Below are 21,060 nucleotides of genomic sequence, written 5' to 3'. Positions count from 1 at the left end.
GGCGCCGGCCCGGACGGCGCCCCGCGGCGGACGGCGGCAGCCGCCGCGGGGCGCCTCCGGGTCACCTCCGGTTGTCCACCACCGTGCGCAGCTTGCCGCTGGTCGGGGTGCGGTCGAGGCCGGCGCCGTCGACCGCTTCGACGGTGAGGTCGAGGAGCTTCTCCTCCACGGCCGTGCGCAGTTCGGGGTAGCCGGCCAGGAAGGCCTCCCGCGCCGCGGTCACGTCCGTCGCCGCCGTGCGCTCCATGCGGACGGTGAGCCCCTCGCGAGAGCCCTCGTTGGCGAGCAGGACCTGCAGTTCGCCGCTGAAGCGCAGGCTCTCCTCGGCTATCGCCACGAAGCGGCGGTAGTTGAGGAAGTACGTCGCGACGCGCATCACGTCGCCCAGCCGCCCGAGCAGTTCGAAGCGCGGGGAGTGGCTGCCGCAGGGGCAGCGGCCGGGCAGGGCGCGGCCGAGGTCGCCGATGACGTAGCGGTCGAGGTGCTGGCCGCGCCGGGCACGGGTGGTGAAGACCAGCCGCCCGGTCTCCCCCGGCTCCACCGGCTCGTCGGAGGCGACGTCGAGGATCTCCAGGGTGTGCAGGTCGGCGTGGAGGTGGTGGACGCTGCCGGTGCTCTCCGTGCACTGGTAGCCCAGCGGGCCGAGGTCGGTGCTGCCGTAGGTGATGGAGTGGACGACCTCGATGCCGAAGGTCTCGGCGAGCGTGCGCCGCTGCTCGTCGGTGAAGTGCTCGCCGCCGTAGAAGATCTTGCGGATGCCGCCGTAGGAGCGCAGCAGCTCCTCCTGCTCGTGCAGGAGCTGCCACAGGTAGGAGGGCATGCCGAAGAGGGTGTCGACCTCGTAGGCGACGATGGCCTCGGCCGTGGCCCGGTGGTCGGGGCCCGCGGCCATCGGTATCTGCACGCCGCCCAGCCGCTCCAGGATGGAGAAGAAGCTGATGAAGCTGCCGTACATGCCGCCGCAGTAGAAGAGGTTGGCGGTGCGGTCGCGTGCCGGGTCGTAGCCGGCGGCGAGCAGGCCGCGGGCGGCGGCGTGCATCTGGGTGTCGTAGTCGTCGTAGCTGAAGAGGGACAGGGCGGGGGCGCCGGTGCTGCCGCCGCTGCGGAAGTACAGCTCGGCGTCGCCGCGGGCGACGTCGCGGTTGCGCTCCTGGACGGCCGCCTTGTCCAGCAGCGGGCCGGTGGGCGCCGGGAAGTCGGCGGCGCGGGCCAGGTCGTCGAGGCAGGCGGTGGTGGCGAAGCGCTCGTCGGCCTGGACGGCGACGCGGCGGCTGTAGCGCTGGAGGGCGTAGACGCCGTCGTGGGGTTCGCCGGAGTAGCCGGCGGTCATGGCACCGACGGGGGTGACGCGGGTGGCGCCGGCGGCCAGGACCGTGGCGGACAGCTCCGCGACGTCGGTGCGGCTGCCGGCGATGCCGGCGGTCTGCAGGTAGCGGCGCATGGGGCGCAGGGCGCCGATCAGGCCCTTGCGCGGCAGGGGCTTGACCCACACGCTGCGGTGCAGCGGGGAGGCGGTCAGCGCGGGCCGGGTGTCGGCCATGACGCGCCAGGAGCCGTCGGGGGCGGCGATGACCCGGGTCAGGCCGAGGTGTTCCTCGAGGCGGGCGATGAGCTCGGTGGTGGTGAGCTCGGCCTCCTCCGCCGGGTCGAGGTCCTCCGCGGCGGCCGCCGGCATCCCGGCGAGGACGGCGGCGAAGCGCTCCGCGAAGGCGAAGACCTCGTCGGCGTCCTCGGTGTCGAGGTAGACGACCTGGGGGCTGGAGCAGGCCTGCTGCTCGAAGAGGCACACGTCGGCGGCGAGGGCGGCGAGGGTCTCCTCGTCGGCCCACGCGTCGCTCGTGAGGTAGGCGAAGGAGATCTTGTGGCCCCACTCGACGAGCCGGCAGCCGGCCGGGACGTGGGCGGCGACGCCCTCGACGGCGGCCTCTCCGCCCCAGACGGCGACGGCGTCGGCCGGGGCGCACATGAGCTTCAGCCACTCCTGGCGGCCGGAGGAGAAGCGCAGCACGATGACGCGCTCGGCGATGGCCCCCGTGGGGTCGAGCGCGGCGAGCTCGGCGAGGAGGTGCTGGGCGAGGAGGGTGTCGGCGCTGCTCGTCTTGAGGACGTTGACGTTGCCGGCGAGGAGGCCCTCGATCAGGCTCAGGGGGGCGACGGTCGCGGCGTTGCCGGGGGCGATGTGCGCGACGAGGCCGACGGGGGCCCACGCCTCGTAGACGGTCTCCTTGGCGTCGGGCCGGTTCAGGCGCTGCGGCGCGGTGCCGCCCAGTTCGCGGCGGAGCTTGCGGCTGAGCGCGTCGCGGCCGAGGAAGGCGGCGAGTTCGCCGAGGAGGCCGTCGGCGTCCTCGCCCTCCGGCAGGTGGGGGGCGAGGCGGGCGCGGACGGGGTGGGCCGGGTCGCGCAGGGCGCCGGCGAGGCCGTCGCAGGCGGCCAGGACGGTCTCGGTGTCGAGCGGGGACGAGAGGGCCTGCTCGACGGCCGCGGGCAGGGTCTCGAGGCGGCGTGCGGCCTCGTCGTCGCCGATGAAGGCGCCCTGCCAGTAGTGGTGGTGGTTCGTCGAAAAGTTTGCGTCGGTCACGACATTCCCTTCATCAGCTCGGCGGCGGCCACCGCGCAGCTCTTGTTGCGGCTCACTCCGGCGCGGCCGTGGATGGTGAACCACGGGGTGTCCAGCTCGCAGCCGCACTCCTCGCCGGGGAGGAGGGAGGCGAGGTCGCCCATGACGACGCTCTGGGCGGGCACGGAGGTGATGTACGGGGAGACGAGGTGCAGGTAGCCCTTCTCCCCGTACGGCAGCGGTTCGAGGGTGCGGGTGGAGCGGATGAACACCCGGGACCACACCGGCGCGTGCAGGTTGTGGTGGGAGCACTCGATGTAGGGGATGCAGTGCTCGACGGAGCCGAAGGTGTCGCGGATCCGCTCGGAGGGGACGCCGAGCTGTTCGGTGACGCGGGCGTAGAGCTCGTGCTTGCCGATCTGCTGATCGGTGTGGCCCTTCCAGCCGCCGCCCAGGATGATCAGCGAGCCCTCGGGCAGCTGCAGGGGCGGCAGGCCCATGGCGCGCATGCGCTCCAGGGTGAACCAGAGGAAGGCGGGGAAGCCCAGGATCCGGACCGGGGCGTCGTCCTCGGCGAAGCGGCGGAGCGCGGCGATGCAGCCGAAGGGGTCGAACTCGTGGCCGCCGCCGGTGTTGCGCAGGGCGTACTCCACCCGGCGGGCCGGGGCGAAGTCGCACAGGTAGTTGTCGGTGAAGGACGTGCCCAGCTTGAGGTCGCGGGCCGGCTCGTAGCTGTAGAGCAGGTAGTTGACGGGCTGGTCGGGGGTGATCCAGCCGTTGCGCTCGAAGATGCGGGCGACCATGCGCTGGGCGGAGCGGATGGTCCACTCGTCGAAGAACATCTGCGACTTCTGCCCGGTGGTGCCGGACGAGGTCAGGTGCAGGTGGACGTCCTCGCGGGGGATGGACAGCACTTCGTGGCGCTTGAAGAAGTTGGCGTGGACCAGGGGCGCGCCGTAGGGCGCGTCCGCGGCGGTGGCCGCGTGGAGGTCGTGGAAGAAGGGGGAGCGCTCGCTGTGCCAGGCGTGGCTCTCGGCCATGGCGGCGGCGAAGAGCTCTTCCTCTGCGGGGCCGGAGGTGTAGGGGTCGGTCAGGTCGCACAGGCGCTGGACGTGTGCGAGCGCGTCCGGGTCGGGGACGGTGACCGGGGCGAGATGGGGGTTGAGGGGTGCGGTGAGTGTCATGAGGCAACCTCGCGTGAGGGCAGATACGTCGACGCCCAGGCCGATACGTAGGAATCCAGGAAGGGCTGCAGGGCCGCGTCGGCGACCAGGCCGCGGAAGTCGATCTGCTCGGTGGTCCGGGACATCACGACGTAGTCGTGGAAGCCGTCGCCCTCCCGGCGCATGGCCGGGTACAGGGCGCTGGGGATGAAGCCCTGGGCGAGGCCGGCGGAGAGCAGGTCGTGCCGGTCCAGCGGGAGCAGCGCCTCGACGTAGCCGGCTCCGGCGCGGGTCAGGGAGCGGGTGATCGGTTCGAGGTGGGCGGCCGCGACGGCCGGGCCGGGGTGGCCGGCGACGAGGGCGCAGTAGCCGCCGGCCCGGTTGAGGCAGGCGTAGACCTCGAAGCTCCCGTCGTCGGGGACGAGCAGCACGTTGGGGGTGTGCAGGGGGTAGAACCAGTGGCCCGCGTCGGGGAAGCGCTCGCGGAAGCGGCGGCGGACGAACGCCGCTGCCTCGACCATCTCCAGGTCCGCGGCCGCGGGCCCGGCGGGTGCCGGCGCCGGTGCGGTGGCCCGGGTGTGCGCGTAGCTGACGCCCAGGCTCTGCTCCGCGGTGCGCAGGAGGGGGACGAGCGGGGCGGGCACTTCGGCGACGGGGGCGCGGCGCTCCAGTACGCCGGGCGAGTAACGCGCGTAGAGCGCGAGGCTCTCGCGGCTGTCGACGTCGACGGCGTTGGGCAGGACGCCCATGGGGCGGAAGCCGTTGCGGGCGACGACGCGCTGGGGCCCGGCGCTGACGGTGCGGACCGTGGCGTAGACGGAGTCGAGGCGGCCCTCGTCCAGCGTGCGCCGGCACAGGGCCTCGGTGAGCAGGCCGGCGAGCCCCGAGCCGCGCTGGTCGGGGTGGACGGCGAGCCCTTCGAGGCGGCCGAGGCGGCTGCCGGGCTCGCTGTGCACCGCGGCGGAGCCGGTGAGGGCGCCGGTGCGCGGGCAGCGGGTGACGAGCCAGAGGGTGTGCGGGTCCTCGATGAGGCGGGCCATCACGGCGGGGTCGGTGCCGAGCGCCGTGGGGTAGTGCGGGCCGTAGACGGCGTAGTAGAGCTGGCGCAGTTCGGCGATGTCGCCGGGGGTGGCCTGCTCGGCGGCTGGGGCGGGGACGGTCACCTCGCGCCTCCCGCGGCGGCGCCGGCCGGTACGGGTGTCTCCGCCGCGGGGCCGGGGGTCTCCGCGGCCGGGGCGGGCTCCTTGAGCAGGGCCAGGGCGCAGGCCGCCGGGACCAGGCCCACGGCCTGGATCAGGCACAGGGTCTGGGGCGAGAGCTGGTCGCCCAGCAGGCCGAACAGCAGCGAGGCCAGGGGGAAGGTCGCACCGAGCACGGCCTGCATGACCGCGAAGAAGGCGGGCTTGTCGGCGGTGGGCACGAGGCGCTGGAAGAGGGCCACGAAGCGCACGCCGATGACGCCGACGCACCAGCCGGTCACGGCGAGGCTGCCGGCGATGACGGGCCGTTCGCCGACGATGCCGGGGACGGCGAGGGCGAGAGCCATCGCGCCGAGGCAGGCGGAGCCGACGACGGTGGGCCGTCCCGGGATGCGCGCGCCGGTGAAGGAGCCGATGAGGGTGCCGGTGCCGAGGGCCGCTTCGAGCAGGGCGACGGTCGCTCCGTCGCCGTGCAGCACCGACTTGGTGTAGAGCGGCATCACGATGAACACGGCCGTGGTGAAGAGGTTGGCCGCGGTGAAGCAGACCAGGATGGCGCGGACGAACGGCAGGCCGGCCAGGACCTGGCGCAGCGTGCGCGGCCCGGCCTCCACGTCGGCCTCGCCTTCGCCCTCGCCCGCGGCCGGGGTGCGGAAGCGGACGGTCGCGATGAGCACGGCGGCGGCCGCGTAGGCCCCGGCGCACCCGGCGGCGAGGCCGGGGATCCCGGCGCGGTCGACGATGAGGGCGCCGAGGAGGGCTCCGCCGAGGCTCGCGAGGGACTGGGTGGACAGTTCGAAGCCGGTGGCGGCCTCGATGTCCTCGTCGTCGACGAGTTCGGGGACGGAGGTGGTCAGGCAGGGGTCGAAGAAGGCCTGGCACGTGGCGAGCGCGAGGGTCGCGGCGTAGGCGGCCGCGATGGGCAGGTCGCTCGCGTACGCCCAGACGGCGAGGGCCGTGGCCGCGACGGCGGCGCCGCCGGCCGCGGTGCGCAGCACGGAGCGGTGGGCGAAGCGCCCGATCGCGCGGGCGACGAAGGGGGCGAGGGCCACGGCGGGCACGGTGCTGACCGCCATGAACAGGCCCGAGGCGAGCCCGTTGCCGCCGGAGACGGCGTAGGCGACGAGCCACCAGGAGACGCCGACCTGGAACATGCGGACGGCCGCCTGGGTGAGCACCTGGCCGAGCCACACGGCGCCGAAGGCGCGGTTGCGCAGGACCAGCGGCAGCCGGCGGCCGGCGCCGGCCGTCGGGGCGGCGGTCATGCCGTGGGCCTTTCGTCGATGACGCGGACGAGCTTGCCGGAGCGCTTGTTGACGGTGAGGTCGCGGTGGCGCACCCACTCGACGGACAGCGGGTGGACGAAGCCGGTGGCGACGGCGTCGGGGTAGAAGGGGCGGGCCTCTTCGAGCTCGGTCACCACGGACTTGGCGAGGACGTCGAGCCCGGCCGGGTCCTCGGAGCCGGGGTCGTCAGGAGATACGGCCAGGCGCAGGACGAGGCCGTCGCGGCCGTCCCAGCGGCGGACGACGAGCTGCATGCCCACGACGCGGCCCTCGGTGTCCGCGGCGGCGACGGCGCCCTGGGCGTCCTGTGAGTACAGGGAGACGGGGCCGACGCGCACGCCTTCCTCGGCGCGGCCGAGGATGCGGAAGACGCCCGCCTCGGGGTCGGTCCACTCGGCGCGGTCGCCCGCGGGGTAGCGGATGACGGGCATGAGGCGGCGGAAGAGCTGGGTGACGACCACGCGTCCGGGGCGGCCGGCCTCGCGGATGGGCTCGTCCGTGGCGTCGTCGAGGATCTCGACGACGGTGTGCGGGGTGAAGGCGCGGTGTGTGCGGGCGTCCGCCGCACCGGGCACGGGGCGGCCGAGGAGGCCGGCGTCGACGCTGGCGTAGCCGAGTGTGCGGGGCTCGGCGTTGGGGAAGGCGCGGGCCAGCAGGCGGCGCTGGTCGTCGAAGAGGGCCTCGCCGCCGAAGAACAGCAGCTCGACGGAGGGGAGCTGCTCGCCGGCGGCGATCAGGTGCTCGGCCAGGCGGCACAGGGTGGTCGGGGTGCCGGCCACGATCTGGGCGGCGAAGTCGCGCAGCGTGGGGACGGTCGTCTCCAGCGGGGCCGCGCCGCCGATGGGCAGGCGCACGCTGCTCACGGGGGCGTGGGAGAGGGAGTCGAGGATGAAGAGGAAGCTGGCGTAGAGCTCGCCCGCGTAGAAGAGGTCCGCGACCCGGTGGCCGGGGCGCAGCCCGGCGTCGACGAGGCCGTGGCCGAAGGCGGTCACGAACTCCCGCCATTCCTCGCGGGTGTAGCAGGAGAATTTGGGTGCGCCGGTCGTGCCGCCGGTCTTGAAGACCGAGGCCTCGTCGAGCGGGGCGGTCAGGACGCGATTGCCGTGGAGGGTATTGGCGGCCCAGAAAGCGCTCTGGTCCACCACCGGCAGATCGGTGAGGCAGTCCACATCCGGCGGAAGGTCCGCGTAGAGGTCCGCATAGAACGGGGAGTTGTGACGGACATAACGTATGAGGTCCGATAGCTGATGGACGGGCATGCTGCCTTTGCCTAGCTCAGGGAATGGGGATGGGGGTTCCGGCCGGGCGGGGCCAGTGCGCTCGCCGCCCTCCGGTTGACTGTTCAACGAGAACGCATGCACCACGCACTCGTGAAGCGCCGGCAGTCCGCCTGACGCGCGGTCACAATGATGGAACACGGCCGAACGTACTGCAAAATCGGTCGCCCGCAGACGGGTTCGGATGGCCGGAAACAGCGGCGATTCAGCGGTGTTGCAGCTCACACCCGGACACCGTTCGCCACCGCGAACAGCACCGCCCCGGACGCAGGGCCGGGAAACGGGCCGGACGGAGATTGGCCGGAGCACCCCGCATGGTGACCACGGGTAACAGCTGCCTACTGGCCAGCTCGCAGCCCCGTCCGGCGTCCGCGAAGCGCGTGCGCCCCTTACCAAGTTGACAACTTCCACGGCGTTGTGTGGACCAACCACGCATGGTGTGTGAACGTTGCACAAGGACAGCGGATCTCATCAGGAAGTCACCGGGAACTCGTCAACGAGCATTTCCCTGCGGAGTGTCGGCAGCTCCGCGAACGCCTGCACGCACCGTGCCCGGCCTTCTGCGAAAGCATCCACCCGCCGACTTCCACCGCTCCGTCATGCATCCGCACTCGCCCGGACGAACGGAATTGAGACGCATGCGTATTAACGAATCAGTAGCCCTCGTCGGCATCGGCTGCCGCTTCCCCGGCGGTATCGACTCCCCCGAATCCTTCTGGGACTTCCTGGCCGGCGGCAAGGTATCCGTGGAATCCACGCCGGAGGACCGGTGGCGCGCCTACACAAAGATTGGCCCGGAGTTCACCGAAGCGTTGCGCAGGGCCGAACGCCCGGGCAACTTCATCGGGGACGTCGACGGATTCGACGCCGAGTTCTTCGGCATCGCGCCGCGCGAGGTCGAGCTGATGGACCCCCAGCAGCGGCTGGTGCTGGAGGTCGCCTGGGAGGCGCTGGAGCACGCCGGCATGGCGCCCCGCTCGGTGGCCGGCTCCGACGCCGGTGTCTACATCGGCACCTGCTCGGACGACTACGGGCGCCGGCTGCTGGAGGACCTGCCGCGGATCGAGCCCTGGACCGGCATCGGCGCCCAGCTGACCGGCATCGCCAACCGCGTCTCGCACGTGCTGGACCTGCACGGGCCGAGCTTCGTCCTGGACTCGGCCTGCTCCGCCTCCCTGGTGGCCGTGCACCTGGCCTGCCAGTCCCTGCTGGCGGGCGAGACCTCGCTCGCGCTGGCGGGCGGCGTGAACATCATCCTCTCCCCCGCCTACACCCTCACCCTCGAAGCGGCCGGCGCGCTCTCCCCCGACGGGCGCAGCAAGCCGTTCGACGCGGAGGGCGACGGCTACGGCCGGGCCGAGGGCTGCGGGGTGCTGGTCCTCAAGCGGCTGTCGGACGCGCAGCGCGACGGCGACCGCGTGCTGGCCGTGATCAAGGGCTCGGCCGTCGCGCAGGACGGCCGTACCAGCGGCATCATGGCCCCGAACCCCGAGGCGCAGCGCGATCTGCTCCGGCTGGCCTGGGAGCGGGCCGCGGGCCTGGACCCGGCGACGGCCGGCTACATCGAGGCGCACGGCACCGGCACCCGGCTCGGCGACCCGGTCGAGGCCTCGGGGCTGCACGCGGTCTTCGGCGCGGGCCGCGCCGCCGACAAACCGTGCTGGATAGGTTCGGTGAAGTCCAACATCGGGCACGCCGAGCCCGCCTCGGGCGTCGCGGGCATCATCAAGGCGACGCTGATGCTGCAGCGCGCCGAGATGGCGGCCACGGTCCTCACCAGCGAACCCAGCCCGGACATCCCCTGGGACGAGTGGGGGCTGCGGCTGGTGACCGAGCACCAGGTCTGGCCCAAGGGCGACACCCCGCGGCGCGCGGGCGTCTCGGGGTACGGCTACGGCGGCACGATCGGCCACGTCGTCCTGGAGGAGGCGCCCGAGCCGGCCGAGGAGACCGGGGAGGAGCCCCTGCCCAGCGCGCCGCGGCTCTTCCCGCTGTCCTACCGCTCGCGGGCGGGCGTCGCCGAGTACGCGTGCCGGCTCGCCGACTGGCTGGAGCGGCACCCCGACACCCCCCTGTCCTCGGTCGGCCACACGCTGGCCACCCGCCGCTCCCACCTCGACCACCGGGTCACGGTCGTGGCGGACGGCCGGGCGGAGCTGGTGGCCGCCCTGCGGGCCGTCGCCGCCGAGGAGGCGGAGGAACAGGAACTGGACAACGTCGCCGAGGGCACCGTCCGCCCCGGCTCGGGCGACGGGACGGTGTGGGTCTTCTCCGGCCACGGCTCGCACTGGTCCGGAATGGCCCGCGAACTCCTCGCCAACAACGCGGTGTTCGCGGAGGTCATCGACCGCCTGGAGCCGGTGTTCCGCACCGAGCTGGGCTTCTCGCCGCGGCAGGCCGTCGTCTCCGGGGACTTCGAGGCCGTCGACCGGGCCCAGTCGATGATCTTCGCGGTGCAGGTCGCGCTCGCCGAGGTGTGGCGCTCCTACGGCCACCGGCCGGCCGCCGTCATCGGCCACTCCGTGGGCGAGATCGCCGCGGCCGTCGTCGCCGGGGCGCTGTCCCTGGAGGACGGCGCCCGGCTCAGCGGGCGCAGGTCCTCGCTGCTGCGCCGCGTCGCCGGCAAGGGCGCCATGGCCATGGCGGGCCTGCCGTTCGAGGAGGTGGCCGCCCGCCTCGAAGGGAACGCCGCGGTCTGCGCCGCGATCGCCTCCTCCCCGGCCTCGGCCGTGGTCTCGGGCGACGCGGAGGCCGTCGCCGCGCTCGTGCGGGACTGGGGGGCGGACGGCGTGCCCGTCCGCAGCGTCAACTCCGACGTCGCCTTCCACAGCGCCCACATGGACCCGCTGACGGAGGGCCTGCGCGAGGCCCTCGCGGAGCTGCGGCCGCGCACCCCGCAGGTGCCCCTCTACAGCACGGCGCTCGACGACCCGCGGGCGCAGGTGCGCCACGACGCCCGCTACTGGGTGGCCAACCTGCGCAACCCCGTCCGCCTCGCCCAGGCCGTCGCCGCCGCCGTCGAGGACGGCCACCGCCGCTTCCTGGAGGTCTCGCCCCACCCGGTCGTCTCCCACTCGATCGGCGAGACCCTGGCCCACCTGGACGTGACGGGCGGCCACGTCGCCCACACCCTGCGCCGCAACCAGCCCGAGCTGCGCACGCTGCTGCTGAACCTGGCCTCGCTGCACAGCCACGGCGCCGAGGTCGACTGGAGCGCGCAGTACCCGTCGGGCCGGATCGCGGAGCTGCCCCCGATCGCCTGGCAGCACCGCCGCTACTGGACCGACGCCGTGCTGCCCGCGGGCGCCGTCGTCGCCCACGGGCACGACGTCACCGGGCACACGCTGCTGGGCCCGCCGGTCGACGTCGCGGCCTCGACGCCGCTGCGCATCTGGAACACCTATCTGGACGACGCCGTCAGGCCGTTCCCCGGCGGGCACGCGCTGCACGGCACCTCGATCGTGCCGGCCTCCTCGATCATCCACACCTTCCTGGAGGCCGCGCCCGGGCAGGGCGGCAGCAAGGCGCTGTTCGACGTCTCGCTGAAGTTCCCGGTCGCGCTGGCGATCCCGCGCGAGGTACAGGTCGTGCAGGAGGGGCTGACGCTGCGGCTGAGCACGCGGCCGGCGGGCCCGTCCGGCACCTCCGGCCCCGGCAACTGGCTGACCCACACCACCTCGTCCACCATGGCCGCGGACGCCCCGCCGTTCCCGGCCGGCATGCTCTCCGTGACGCCACCCCGGGACCTGACGGCGGCGGACCCGTCGGTCGTGATCGGGCGCCTGGACGCGATCGGCGTGGAGGGCATCGCCTGGCCGTGGACGGTCGAGGAGCTGCTGACCGGCGACGGCGTCATCCGCGCCCGGGTGCACGCGCCCGCCGTGCCCGGCGACCAGGTCACGTGGGCGCCGCTGCTGGACGCGGCCCTCGGCATCGTCCCGGTCATCTACGGCGGCCCGCCCACCGTGCGGATGCCCGCCCACATCCGCGAGGTCCGCGTGGTGGGCGAGGCCCCCGAGACCGGCTGGGTCGACATCCGGCTCGTGGACCCGGCGACGGACACCGTCGACATCGTCATCAGCGACGAGCAGGGGCAGTTGCGCGCGTGGCTGCCGGGCACCCGCTTCGGGGCGCTGCACGAGAACGGGGCGGCGGCGGACGACGACGCGACGACGCCGGGCCGGGAGGCGCAGGCCGCGGACGGCGCGGCGGCGTCCGCCGAGGACGACCCGGCACGCTGGCGGGAGCTGCCGGCGGACGTGCTCGCCGCCCGCGTCGGCGAGGAGATCATCGGCCGGCTCGCGCGGGAGATGAAGATGCCGGCCGGCGAGCTGGACCCGGAGCGGCCGCTGACCGACCTCGGGCTCGACTCGGTGATGTCGATGCGGGTCTGCGCCCAGCTGGAGAAGCTGCTCGGCGTGCGGCTGCCGGTGACGGTGCTGTGGAACTACCCGACGGCGAAGGGACTGGCGGGCTACGTCACCTCCGTCCTCGCCCCGCGGGTCGAGCCGGCGGGCGCCCCCGTCGCGTAGCGGCCCGGCGCAGGACGGACCGCACAGGCGGCTCGTGCCCGGCCCGGCCGGGCCGGGCACGAGCCGCCGTGCGGATCGGCAGCCCTGGCGGCGGACGGCTAGACCAGCGGGGTAAGGAACCGTTCCGGCTGACAGGCCTCGCAGGGGTGGGCGTTGCGCGCGAGGAGCTCTTCGCGGGCCTGCGGGGTGGACATGGTCCTCTCGCCCCCCTTCGGTACCCAGCATCCGGCGTGATGCAGCTCGTGCATGTTCCTGCCGGACCCTCGGTGGGTGGTGACCGGCCACACGGCGTGCTCCATGTCGGCCCGGTACGGCGGCCGGCCGTCCCCCGCGCGGTGTCCGCCGGAGGCGGGTGGGTCCTCCTCCAAGTACTCGTCGTCGGTGAGGAGTTGCAGGACCACGGCGCGGACCCAGTCGCGCGGGTCCATCCCCGACTCCTGCGCGGCCGCCGTGATGAGGGCGAGTTCGTCGTCGCTGAAGAGCTGCTCCATGCCGCGCGACGGTAGCAGCGCGGGGGGCGCCGCGGGGGGTGGTTGCGCAGGTCGCGGTACCGGTGCGCGGAGTACCCCCGCGGTGCCCGGCAGCGGTTCCCGGTGACCGGCAGATTCGCCCGAAGGGGTGACGCCGGGGGGTGGCCCGGTCGGCCGGTGACCCACCGTGACGGGCGGGCGGCACCCTCCCCTAGGCTCCGGGAGGCGCCCCCATCGGGACAAAAGACAGAACCGGACGAGCTGTTTCCGGGTGGAAGGAGTCCGGCTGAAGATCCCGAAGCGTCCGGATCGCACGGCAGAACTGACGTGCCAAAAGCTTCGGGCTTCCAAACGAACAGACCGGATGGTTCGGTACCGCCGTCAAATGATCTCGGTACCCGTACCGGTACGGACCGTGCTGTCCGCGCTGCCCTCCGCACCCATGCTGTGACTGCGCCCTGGGGTTCGGGGCGTGCTCGTTCTACGGGAGGAAGCAGTGCCCAAAACACTCAATGGGGAGGACACCCCGTTGCACGGGGCGTCGGTGGAACCGCCGGAGGGGTCCGTGGGCATCAGAGCCCGCGTCGAGATCCCCGTGCAGCGGGCCGACGGGGCCTGGACGCCCGGCCAGATGGTGACGTTCACCGGGCTCGGCGACGGGCTCGAGCACGTCGCGGTGCAGTTCGGGCCGATCGCGGACGTCCCGCTGGTCCGGCTGCACTCCGAGTGCCTGACCGGCGACGTCTTCGGCTCCGCGCGGTGCGACTGCGGCCCTCAGCTGACCGAGTCGATGCAGCTGCTCGCCGCCTCCGGCGGCGTCCTGCTCTACCTTCGCCAGGAGGGCCGGGGCATCGGGCTGTACAACAAGCTCGACGCCTACCGCCTGCAGGACCAGGGCCTGGACACGTTCGCCGCCAACCGCGAGCTGAACTTCTCGGACGACCTGCGGGACTACCGCTCGGCCGCCCAGATGCTGCAGGCCCTCGGGGTGACGCGGATCAGGCTGCACACCAACAACCCCGACAAGGCCGCGCAGCTCGCCTCGTACGGGATCGAGGTCGTCGAACAGGTCCGTACCGGAATCTTCCGTAACGAGAACAACGACCACTACCTGCGCGCCAAGGCCGAGTACGGCGGCCACTCGATCGAACTCGTGGAAGGAACAGCGTGATCCAGCACCGGGGACCCATCAGCGGCATCGCGGCCTGGCAGGACGCCTACGTCGCCACCGCCGGCTACGACAACCAGGTCATCTGCTGGGACCAGCGGACCGGAACGGCCATCGCCCGCTCCTTCCACGACCACCTGGCCAACCAGTGCTCGTTCTCGCCGGACGGACGCCACCTGGTGACCTCCTCCAGCGACTACACCGCCCGCCTGTGGACGGTGCCGGACCTGCGCCTGGTCGCGGTCCTGGCCGACCAGGAGGACGACGTGGAGATGTCCGTCTTCCACCCGTCCAAGGAGCTCATAGCCACCGCCTCCCGCGACCACCGGGTGCGCGTCTACGACTTCACGGGCAAGCTCGTCGCCCGCTTCACCGGCCACACCGCCGACGTCATCTCGGTGGAGTGGGCCCGCGACAGCGACGAGCTCATCTCCTCCAGCGACGACGGCACCATCAAGCGCTGGTCCCTGGAGACCGGCGGGCTGATCGCCGACCTCGACATGGACGGCATCGAGACCGACACCATCGCCATCTCCTCCGGCGGCACCATCTTCGCGGGCAACGACGAGGGCCAGATCATCGTCGTCGGCCCCACCGAGCGCACCGTCCTGCCGGCCCACGAGGCGGGCATCAAGCGCCTGGTCCTGGACGACGCCCGCAACCTGCTGGTCAGCCTCAGCTACGACCGCACCATGCAGCTGTGGGACGTCGCCTCGGGCGTCCCCGAGCGGCGCGACACCACCGCCCTGCCCGACGACGTCTGGCCCCGCTCCTGCGCCTTCGCCGGCGGCTCCCGGCTGGTCTTCGCGACCTTCGGCGCCGGCTACCGCGGCTACGACTACGAGGGCAAGGCCTGGGACGCCGCCGAGGTGCCGCCCACCCAGGGCGTCAACGCCGTGCTGCCCACCGCCTCCGGCACGCTGACCATCGGCGACGCGGGCATCGTGCACCGCGGCGACACCGGCGTCGTGCACCACGAGGGCGAGGTCGTGGCCCGCACCGGCAGCCTGTGCAACTTCCTCACCCCGCTCGGCGGCCTGGTGCTCTCCGGCGGCCAGCTCGGCAAGGTCTTCGACGCCCTGACCGGCCGTGAGCTCCACCAGCACCGCTCGCCGCTCAACTGCGGCGCGGCCTTCGAGCGCGACGGCGCCTCCTACGCGGTCGTCGGCGCCTACACCGGCGAGGGCCTGCTGCTGCGCCTGACGGGCGCCGGCGAGGCCGAGCACGTCGAGGACCTGCCGCTGCACACCAACGCCGTCAAGGGCGTCGCGGTCTCCGGCGACTTCATCTTCTCCGTGGCCGCCGACGCCTCCGCGACCTGGTACCGCATCTCCGACCTCACCAAGGTCGCCACGATCGAGGACGCGCACGACCGGATCGCCAATGGCTGCGCGGGCCTGGGCGACGGCTGGTTCGCCAGCGTCAGCCGCGACCTGAAGCTGCGCATCTGGGACCCGCAGCAGCGCGCCGAGGTCCTCGACACCCCGCACACCCACTCGATCAAGTGCGTCGCCGCATCCGGCGACGGCCGCGTGGTCGCCGCCGGCGCCTACAACGGCCGCATCGCGCTCTACGACCGCACCGCCGGCGAGTGGACCACCGTCGTCCGCCCGACCACCGCGGGCATCTCGTCCCTCACCTGGGACGCCGAGCGCAAGGCCTTCGCCGCGTCCTCCTACGACGGCCAGGTGTACTACACGCCCGGCGTCTAGCACGGGCAACCCGCACCGGTCGCGGGGGAGGCGAGGACTGCTCGCCCGCCTCCCCCGCGACCGCCCCATGTCCGGACCCTCCTCAGCACAAGCACCACCCAGCACCAGAACACGACAGGACCGTGCACCGATGGGCGCAAGCCACTCCATAGCCGACCGGTATACGGTCGAACGCACCGAAGCCGCACCGCTCGACGAGGCCCTCTACGCCGCCGTCCTGCACAGCGACTTCCGCGACCACTACGCCGGCGGCCGCGACGTCTGGACCGGTGAGGAGGCCATGCGTCAGGCGCCGCGCCTGCTCATGCACGCCCTCCGCACCCGGGCCGGCACCGGCGCCTGCGCCCACGTGCTCGACATCGGCGCCGGCCGCGGCCGCGACGCCGGGCTCCTGCTCACCGCCGGACACCGGGTCACCGGCATCGACCTCGTCGCCTCCCCCGAGTGGGAGGCCCTCATCCGCCGCCACCCCGGCCGCGCCCGCTTCCTTGCCACCGCCGCCCTCGACCTGCCCGGCACCGCGCAGTACGACGCGGTGCTGGACAACGGATGCTTCCACCACCAGCACCCCGGCACGTACGGCACCTACCTGCGCCGCGTCCACGAACTGCTGCGCCCCGGCGGCCTCCTCACGCTCTCCGTCTTCCACGCGGCGGACGGCAGGGGCGGCCTCTACGCCAACGAGGGCAGCCGCCTCTACCGCGAGTTCACCGAGGCCGAGCTGACCGCGCTGGCCGCCTGCCACGGGTTCGTCCTCGTGGCGACGCGCCAGGTGCCCCGCGCCGTCCGGGGCCTCACCTATCTGGTGAGCACGTTCCGCCGCGCCGGGGACCGCACGCGCCCGAACGGAAGCCCCCTCCGACCGTCCACGGGAGACCAGTCATGACCAGCAGCACGCCGCCGGTCGTCCTCGCCAACCCCAACACCCTGACCGACCGGGCCGCGATGGGCCTGCCCGACGCCTTCGTGTCACGCGGCCCGCAGTACCTCCTGGCCGGCCACCGCGACCTGCTCGCCGCGGAGCCGGAGGTCCTCGTCGCGATCGCGCAGGACCCCGCCGAGCCGTTCGCCCGCCGCCGAGCCGCCGGCACCGTCCTCGGCCTCGTCGGCGATCCGCGGATCCGCCCCGAGGACCCGCCGATGGCCGCCGTGCCGGCCGCCCGGGTCCGCCTCGGCCTGGAGCCCGGCGAGGTCGGCACGGTCACCGCCCGCTGGCGCCACGCCGGGGTCGAGGAGGAGTGGATCGCCAAGGAGTCCCCCGTCCACGAGGCGGACCTCGCGGCCTTCCGCATCGCCCTGTACCCCGTCACCAACGCCGAGTACCGCCTGTTCCTGGAGGACACCGGCCGCACCGAGCTGCCGACGACCTGGCGCTTCGGCGTCTACCCGGAGCAGCTCGCCAACCACCCCGTGTGGACGGTGACCCCCGAGGCCGCCGACGCCTACGCGGCCTGGCTCGCGGCCCGCACCGGGCGCGCCTTCCGGCTGCCGACCGAGGCCGAGTGGGAGTACGCCGCCTCCGGCGGGGACGGCCGCGACTTCCCCTGGGGCGACGACTTCCGGCCCGGGGCCGCCAACACCGTCGAGGAGGGCCCCCTGGCGACCACGCCGATCGGCATCTTCCCCGCGGGCCGCTCGCCGTTCGGCGTGCACGACCTCGCGGGCAACGTCGAGGAGTACGTGGCCGACGACTACGCCGCCTACCCCGGCGGGCAGGAGATCGCCGACGACCTCGCCGTGACCCAGGGCGCCTACCGGATCGCCCGCGGCGGCAGCTTCACCCGCTTCGGCGACCTCGCCCGCGTCCGGCGACGGCACGGCTGGTACAAGCGCGAGATCTACGCCATGGGCTTCCGCCTCGCGGAGACGCCGTGACGGCCCCGGACGGCGCCACGCCCGCCGAACTGGCGGCGATGCGGCGGGCGCTCGCGCTCGCGGTGACCGCGCTGGGCCGCACCAGCCCCAACCCGGTCGTCGGCTGCGTCCTGCTGGACGCGGACGGCGCCACCGTGGCGGAGGGCTACCACCGCGGCGCCGGCCACATGCATGCCGAGGTCGAGGCGCTGGCCGCGGCCGGGCACCGGGCGCGGGACGCGACGGCCGTGGTCACCCTGGAGCCCTGCGCGCACCAGGGCCGTACGGGGCCCTGCGCGGACGCGCTGCTCGCGGCCGGGGTCACCCGCGTGGTGTACGCGGTGCCGGATCCCGTCCCCGGCCACGCGGGCGGCGCCGAGCGGCTGCGCGCCGCCGGGGCCGAGGTCGTCGGCGGCGTCCTGCGCGAGGAGGCGGAGCGGGCCAACGAGCTGTGGCTGACCGCCACCCGGCTCGGCCGGCCGTGCGTGACCTGGAAGTTCGGCGGGAGCCTCGACGGCCGTTCGGCGGCGCCCGACGGCACCTCGCGCTGGATCACCGGCCACGAGGCCCGCGCCGACGCGCACACGCTGCGGGCGACGCACGACGCGGTGCTCGTCGGCTCGGGGACGCTGCGGGCGGACGACCCGCACCTCGGGCTGCGGCACGGCGTGGAGGGCAAGCCGCCGCTGCGCGTGGTGCTGGACCGCACCGGCGGCATCCGCCCGGACGCCCGCGTCCTGGACGACGCCGCGCCCACCCTCGTGGTCGTCGGCGAGTCGGCGGCCCCGCCCGTACTCCCCCACGGCCACGCGGTGCTGACCCTCCCCGAGCCCGGCGGGCGTCTGGACCTCACGGCGCTGGTGAAGGCGCTGTACGAGCGGGGGCTGCGCTCCGTGCTGCTGGAGGGCGGCGCCCGGCTGGCCGCGGAGTTCGCGGCGCAGGGCCTGCTCGACCGCGTCGTGGCGTACGTCGCCCCGGTGCTGATCGGCGGTGAGGGGCGCACGGTGCTCGACGGGTTCGGCGCGGGCACCCTGAGCGAGGCGCTGCGCCTGCGGCTGGACGAGGTGACCCGGCTGGGCGACGACGTCCGGATGGTGCTGCGCGCCCGCCCCCTGTCCGGCGGCCCGGAGCCGGAGGAGGTGTCGTGACCCCGCGGGTCGCGGTCGTCTATCACAGCCGGCGCGGCACCATGCGGTCCCTGGCCGAGGCCGCGGCCGCCGGGGCGCAGGCGTACGGCGCCCAGGTGCGGCTGCTGCGCATCGCCGACGACGGGGCCGGCCCCGCGTGGCCGGAGGAGGAGGCCGGGCCGGAGGACGTGCTGTGGGCCGACGGCCTGGTGCTGGCCTCCCCCACGTACTTCGGCAACGTCTCCGCGCCGTTCAAGCGGTTCCTGGACGGCACGACGAAGCTGTGGTGGGACGGGCTGCTGAACGACCGGGTGGTGACGGGGATGACGGCCTCGACCTGCCTGCACGGCGGCCGCGAGGCCACCTTGCTGACGCTGTATCAGTCGGCGCACCACTGGGGGGCCTGGACCGTCGGCGCCGGGCCGGCCCGCCCCGGCGATCCCGCCGACCCGGCCGACCCTGCCTGTTACGGCGTGGGCGGCAATCCGTACGGGCTGGCGGTCACCGCCCTGCGCGACGGCGGCGTCGCGGAGCACGACCGGGCCGCGGCCTGGGAGCTGGGCCGCCGTCTGGCCGGCGTGGCCGCCCGGGCGCGGTCCGGCGGCCGTCCCGCCCCGGACGCCGCGGCCCCCAGCCGGGTGACGGTCGTCCACTGCGCCGAGGACGAGACGGTCCGGCTGCTGGCGCAGGAGTGCGCGGCCGGCGCCCGGGAGCTCGGTGCCGAGGTGCGGCTGCGCCGGCTGGCGGGGCCGGGCGTGCGGCGGGAGTCGGGGCTGCCCGGCCGCGCGGGCGGCGCCCCGGCGGCGGCCGCCGTCGACACGGCCGACGTGGCGTGGGCGGACTCGGTGGTCTTCGGCACCCCGGTGCGGGCGGGCGCCGTCGCCGCGCCGCTGCTGGGCTTCCTGCAGTCGCTGGAGCCCCCGGCCGGGCCGGGGCCGCTCGCGGGCAAGCCCGCCAGCGGGTTCGTCTCCACCGCCCGGCCGCACGCGGGCAGCGAGTCGGCTCTCCTCTCCCTCCACCACGTGCTGCACCACTGCGGTGCGGTCGTGGTGCCGCCGGGCTACACCGATCCCGTGGTGTTCGAGGCCGGCGGCAATCCGTACGGCACGTCGCACGCCCGGTCGGCGGGGGTCCTGCCGACCGTCCAGGCGCTGGCGGCCGCCCGGCACCAGGGCAGGCGCGCGGCCCTGGCCGGCGACCGGCTGCGCGGCCGGCCCGCCCCTGAGGCCGGTCTCCTCGATACCCCCCTGGAGAAGGAACTCACATGACGGTGCAGCAGTACGACGACATCGGCGAGGCCTACGAGGGCTTCAAGTCGCTGCCCATGGCCCGCTACCCGGAGTCGGACAGCTTCCTGCGGATGCTCGGGGACCTGAGCGGCAAGTCGGTCCTGGACCTGGCGTGCGGGACGGGCTTCTACAGCCGGCAGGCGATGCGGCTCGGGGCCGCGGAGGTCCTCGGCGTCGACGTCTCCGACACGATGGTGGCCGCCGCCTGGTCCATCGAGAAGCGCAACCCCCTGGGGGTGCGCTACCTGGTGGGCGACGGCGCCGACCTGCCCCTGTTCGACCGGCGCTTCGACGTGGCGACCGCCGTCTACCTCCTCAACTACGCCGACGACGCGGCCACGATGGAGTGGATGTGCCGGGGCGTGCACCGCAGCCTGCGGCCGGGCGGGGAGTTCTTCGTCCTCACCCAGGCGCCGGAGTTCCGCTTCGACGGGCCGCCCACGGAGAAGTACGGCTTCCGCTACGAGCCGGTGGGCGAGGGCGAGGTCGGACCGCGGGTGCGGATCACGGCGCTGCTGGACTCCCCCGTCGAGTTCGTGACCAACTACCCGCGGCGCGAGGTGTGCGAGGGCGCGCTGTGGGCGGCGGGCTTCCGGGACGTCACGTGGGTGCCGCTGGAGGTGCCCGAGGACGGCATCAGCGCGTACGGTGCCGAGTTCTGGGAGGACTTCCTCGCCAACCCGCCGCTGGCGATGCTGCGCTGCACGGCCGGCTGACGGCCGGGCCTGCGGCGCGCCGTCACCGGCTGCCCACTGCTCCGACGGCCCCTGACGGCCCCGGCGGCGATCGTCCGCCGCCGGGGCCGTCCTTCGTGCGCGGTCAGAGCAGCCAGGGCCGGAAGTCGTCCGCGGGCGGCAGGCCGGAGGTCTCCCGGGCGGCCGCGGCGGTGCGGTGGACGTGGAACAGCAGCCGGACGGCCGCGCCGGGGTCGCCGAAGGCGACCTGCCCGTCGGGCTCCTCGCGCAGGGCACGGTCGACGCGGGGGACGACGGTGCGCGGGCCGATGATGGTGGCGCCGGCGGAGAAGAGCATCCGCTCGACCTCGCAGTACGGCTCGGGTTCGGCCGCGGGGGCGGTGGAGGTGGTGATGACCGCGACGGGCTTGCCGATGAGCGGAGAGCCTTCGGTGGGCCACGTCAGCCAGTTGAGGAGCGTGCGCAGGGAGGTGGGCGGCGCGGCGGCCGTCTCGGGGGTCGTGATGACGATGCCGTCGGCGAGCGAGGCCATCTGGCGCAGGGCGTCGGCGACGGGGTGCGAGGGGGCGATGATCTCGCTGCCCGCCCGGGCCAGCACGGACGGCGCCGTGCTGACGACGAGCCGGGTGCCGGAGGCACCGGGGGCCGAGAGCGCGCGCAGCAGCGGGTCGCCGTAGGGGTCGTCGTCGGCCGGGGCGCTCAGCCCCAGCAGCAGTACGTTCTCCACGGTC

General features: G+C 74.1%; 15 protein-coding genes. 8 read left to right on the top strand and 7 right to left on the bottom strand.

The genetic code is table 11. The annotated features are described in order from the left end of the window. Positions 1-61 precede the first annotated feature (61 nt). From ACFPP6_RS18860 to ACFPP6_RS18840, 5 genes are read right to left on the bottom strand one after another with little or no spacing between them, the layout of a single operon-like run. A complete protein-coding gene (locus ACFPP6_RS18860; protein WP_382043450.1) occupies positions 62-2,578 on the bottom strand; it encodes an aldehyde dehydrogenase family protein in 2,517 nt (838 codons plus the stop codon). Beyond that, entirely contained in the window at positions 2,575-3,741 is a 1,167-nt protein-coding gene (locus ACFPP6_RS18855; protein WP_382043447.1) for a LuxE/PaaK family acyltransferase, read from the bottom strand. Before ACFPP6_RS18855 ends, ACFPP6_RS18860 begins: the two co-directional genes overlap by 4 nt. Next, positions 3,738-4,883, bottom strand: coding sequence for a GNAT family N-acetyltransferase (locus tag ACFPP6_RS18850; RefSeq protein WP_382043444.1), 1,146 nt, complete (start codon positions 4,881-4,883; stop codon positions 3,738-3,740). The genes ACFPP6_RS18855 and ACFPP6_RS18850 overlap by 4 nt, the downstream gene beginning before the upstream one ends. After that, on the bottom strand, positions 4,880-6,184 hold the full coding sequence (locus tag ACFPP6_RS18845) for an MFS transporter (RefSeq protein ID WP_382043441.1): 1,305 nt from the start codon (positions 6,182-6,184) through the stop codon (positions 4,880-4,882). The genes ACFPP6_RS18850 and ACFPP6_RS18845 overlap by 4 nt, the downstream gene beginning before the upstream one ends. Continuing rightward, positions 6,181-7,464, bottom strand: a complete 1,284-nt coding sequence (locus ACFPP6_RS18840) for a phenylacetate--CoA ligase family protein (protein WP_382043439.1) — start codon at positions 7,462-7,464, stop codon at positions 6,181-6,183. Before ACFPP6_RS18840 ends, ACFPP6_RS18845 begins: the two co-directional genes overlap by 4 nt. A 656-nt stretch (positions 7,465-8,120) precedes the next feature. On the opposite strand from ACFPP6_RS18840, the gene ACFPP6_RS18835 reads away from it, so the two are divergent. Next, positions 8,121-12,014, top strand: coding sequence for a type I polyketide synthase (locus tag ACFPP6_RS18835; RefSeq protein WP_382043436.1), 3,894 nt, complete (start codon positions 8,121-8,123; stop codon positions 12,012-12,014). A 98-nt stretch (positions 12,015-12,112) separates the two neighbouring features. On the opposite strand, the gene ACFPP6_RS18830 is transcribed toward ACFPP6_RS18835, so the two are convergent. After that, positions 12,113-12,505, bottom strand: a complete 393-nt coding sequence (locus tag ACFPP6_RS18830; protein WP_382043433.1) for a DUF6233 domain-containing protein — start codon at positions 12,503-12,505, stop codon at positions 12,113-12,115. A gap of 610 nt (positions 12,506-13,115) precedes the next feature. On the opposite strand from ACFPP6_RS18830, the gene ACFPP6_RS18825 reads away from it, so the two are divergent. From ACFPP6_RS18825 to ACFPP6_RS18795, 7 genes are all read left to right on the top strand, one after another. Further along, positions 13,116-13,655, top strand: a complete 540-nt coding sequence (locus tag ACFPP6_RS18825) for a GTP cyclohydrolase II (protein ID WP_106679329.1) — start codon at positions 13,116-13,118, stop codon at positions 13,653-13,655. After that, entirely contained in the window at positions 13,652-15,364 is a 1,713-nt protein-coding gene (locus tag ACFPP6_RS18820) for a WD40 repeat domain-containing protein (RefSeq protein WP_382043430.1), read from the top strand. Before ACFPP6_RS18825 ends, ACFPP6_RS18820 begins: the two co-directional genes overlap by 4 nt. 130 nt (positions 15,365-15,494) lie before the next feature. Next, entirely contained in the window at positions 15,495-16,250 is a 756-nt protein-coding gene (locus ACFPP6_RS18815) for an SAM-dependent methyltransferase (RefSeq protein ID WP_382043427.1), read from the top strand. Then, entirely contained in the window at positions 16,247-17,239 is a 993-nt protein-coding gene (locus tag ACFPP6_RS18810; protein WP_382043424.1) for a formylglycine-generating enzyme family protein, read from the top strand. The genes ACFPP6_RS18815 and ACFPP6_RS18810 overlap by 4 nt, the downstream gene beginning before the upstream one ends. Continuing rightward, positions 17,236-18,366 (top strand): bifunctional diaminohydroxyphosphoribosylaminopyrimidine deaminase/5-amino-6-(5-phosphoribosylamino)uracil reductase RibD, encoded by a 1,131-nt coding sequence (gene ribD, locus ACFPP6_RS18805; RefSeq protein ID WP_382043422.1) that lies wholly within the window; start codon positions 17,236-17,238, stop codon positions 18,364-18,366. Before ACFPP6_RS18810 ends, ribD begins: the two co-directional genes overlap by 4 nt. Further along, positions 18,363-19,613 (top strand): flavodoxin family protein, encoded by a 1,251-nt coding sequence (locus ACFPP6_RS18800; RefSeq protein WP_382043419.1) that lies wholly within the window; start codon positions 18,363-18,365, stop codon positions 19,611-19,613. The genes ribD and ACFPP6_RS18800 overlap by 4 nt, the downstream gene beginning before the upstream one ends. Next, complete coding sequence (locus tag ACFPP6_RS18795; RefSeq protein WP_382043416.1) at positions 19,610-20,350, top strand: class I SAM-dependent methyltransferase; 741 nt, start codon at positions 19,610-19,612, stop codon at positions 20,348-20,350. The genes ACFPP6_RS18800 and ACFPP6_RS18795 overlap by 4 nt, the downstream gene beginning before the upstream one ends. Before the next feature lie 103 nt (positions 20,351-20,453). Here ACFPP6_RS18795 and ACFPP6_RS18790 read toward each other — a convergent pair whose 3' ends face one another. Then, positions 20,454-21,056 (bottom strand): NAD(P)H-dependent oxidoreductase, encoded by a 603-nt coding sequence (locus ACFPP6_RS18790; protein WP_382043412.1) that lies wholly within the window; start codon positions 21,054-21,056, stop codon positions 20,454-20,456. Positions 21,057-21,060: the final 4 nt, after the last annotated feature.

Origin of the sequence: Streptomyces aureoversilis (genome assembly GCF_042657885.1) — a bacterium.
In the GTDB taxonomy this organism is placed as follows: Bacteria; Actinomycetota; Actinomycetes; order Streptomycetales; family Streptomycetaceae; genus Streptomyces; species Streptomyces aureoversilis.
The sequence above is the reverse complement of the archived record's forward strand: the minus strand, read 5'-3'. Positions and strand labels throughout refer to the sequence as shown.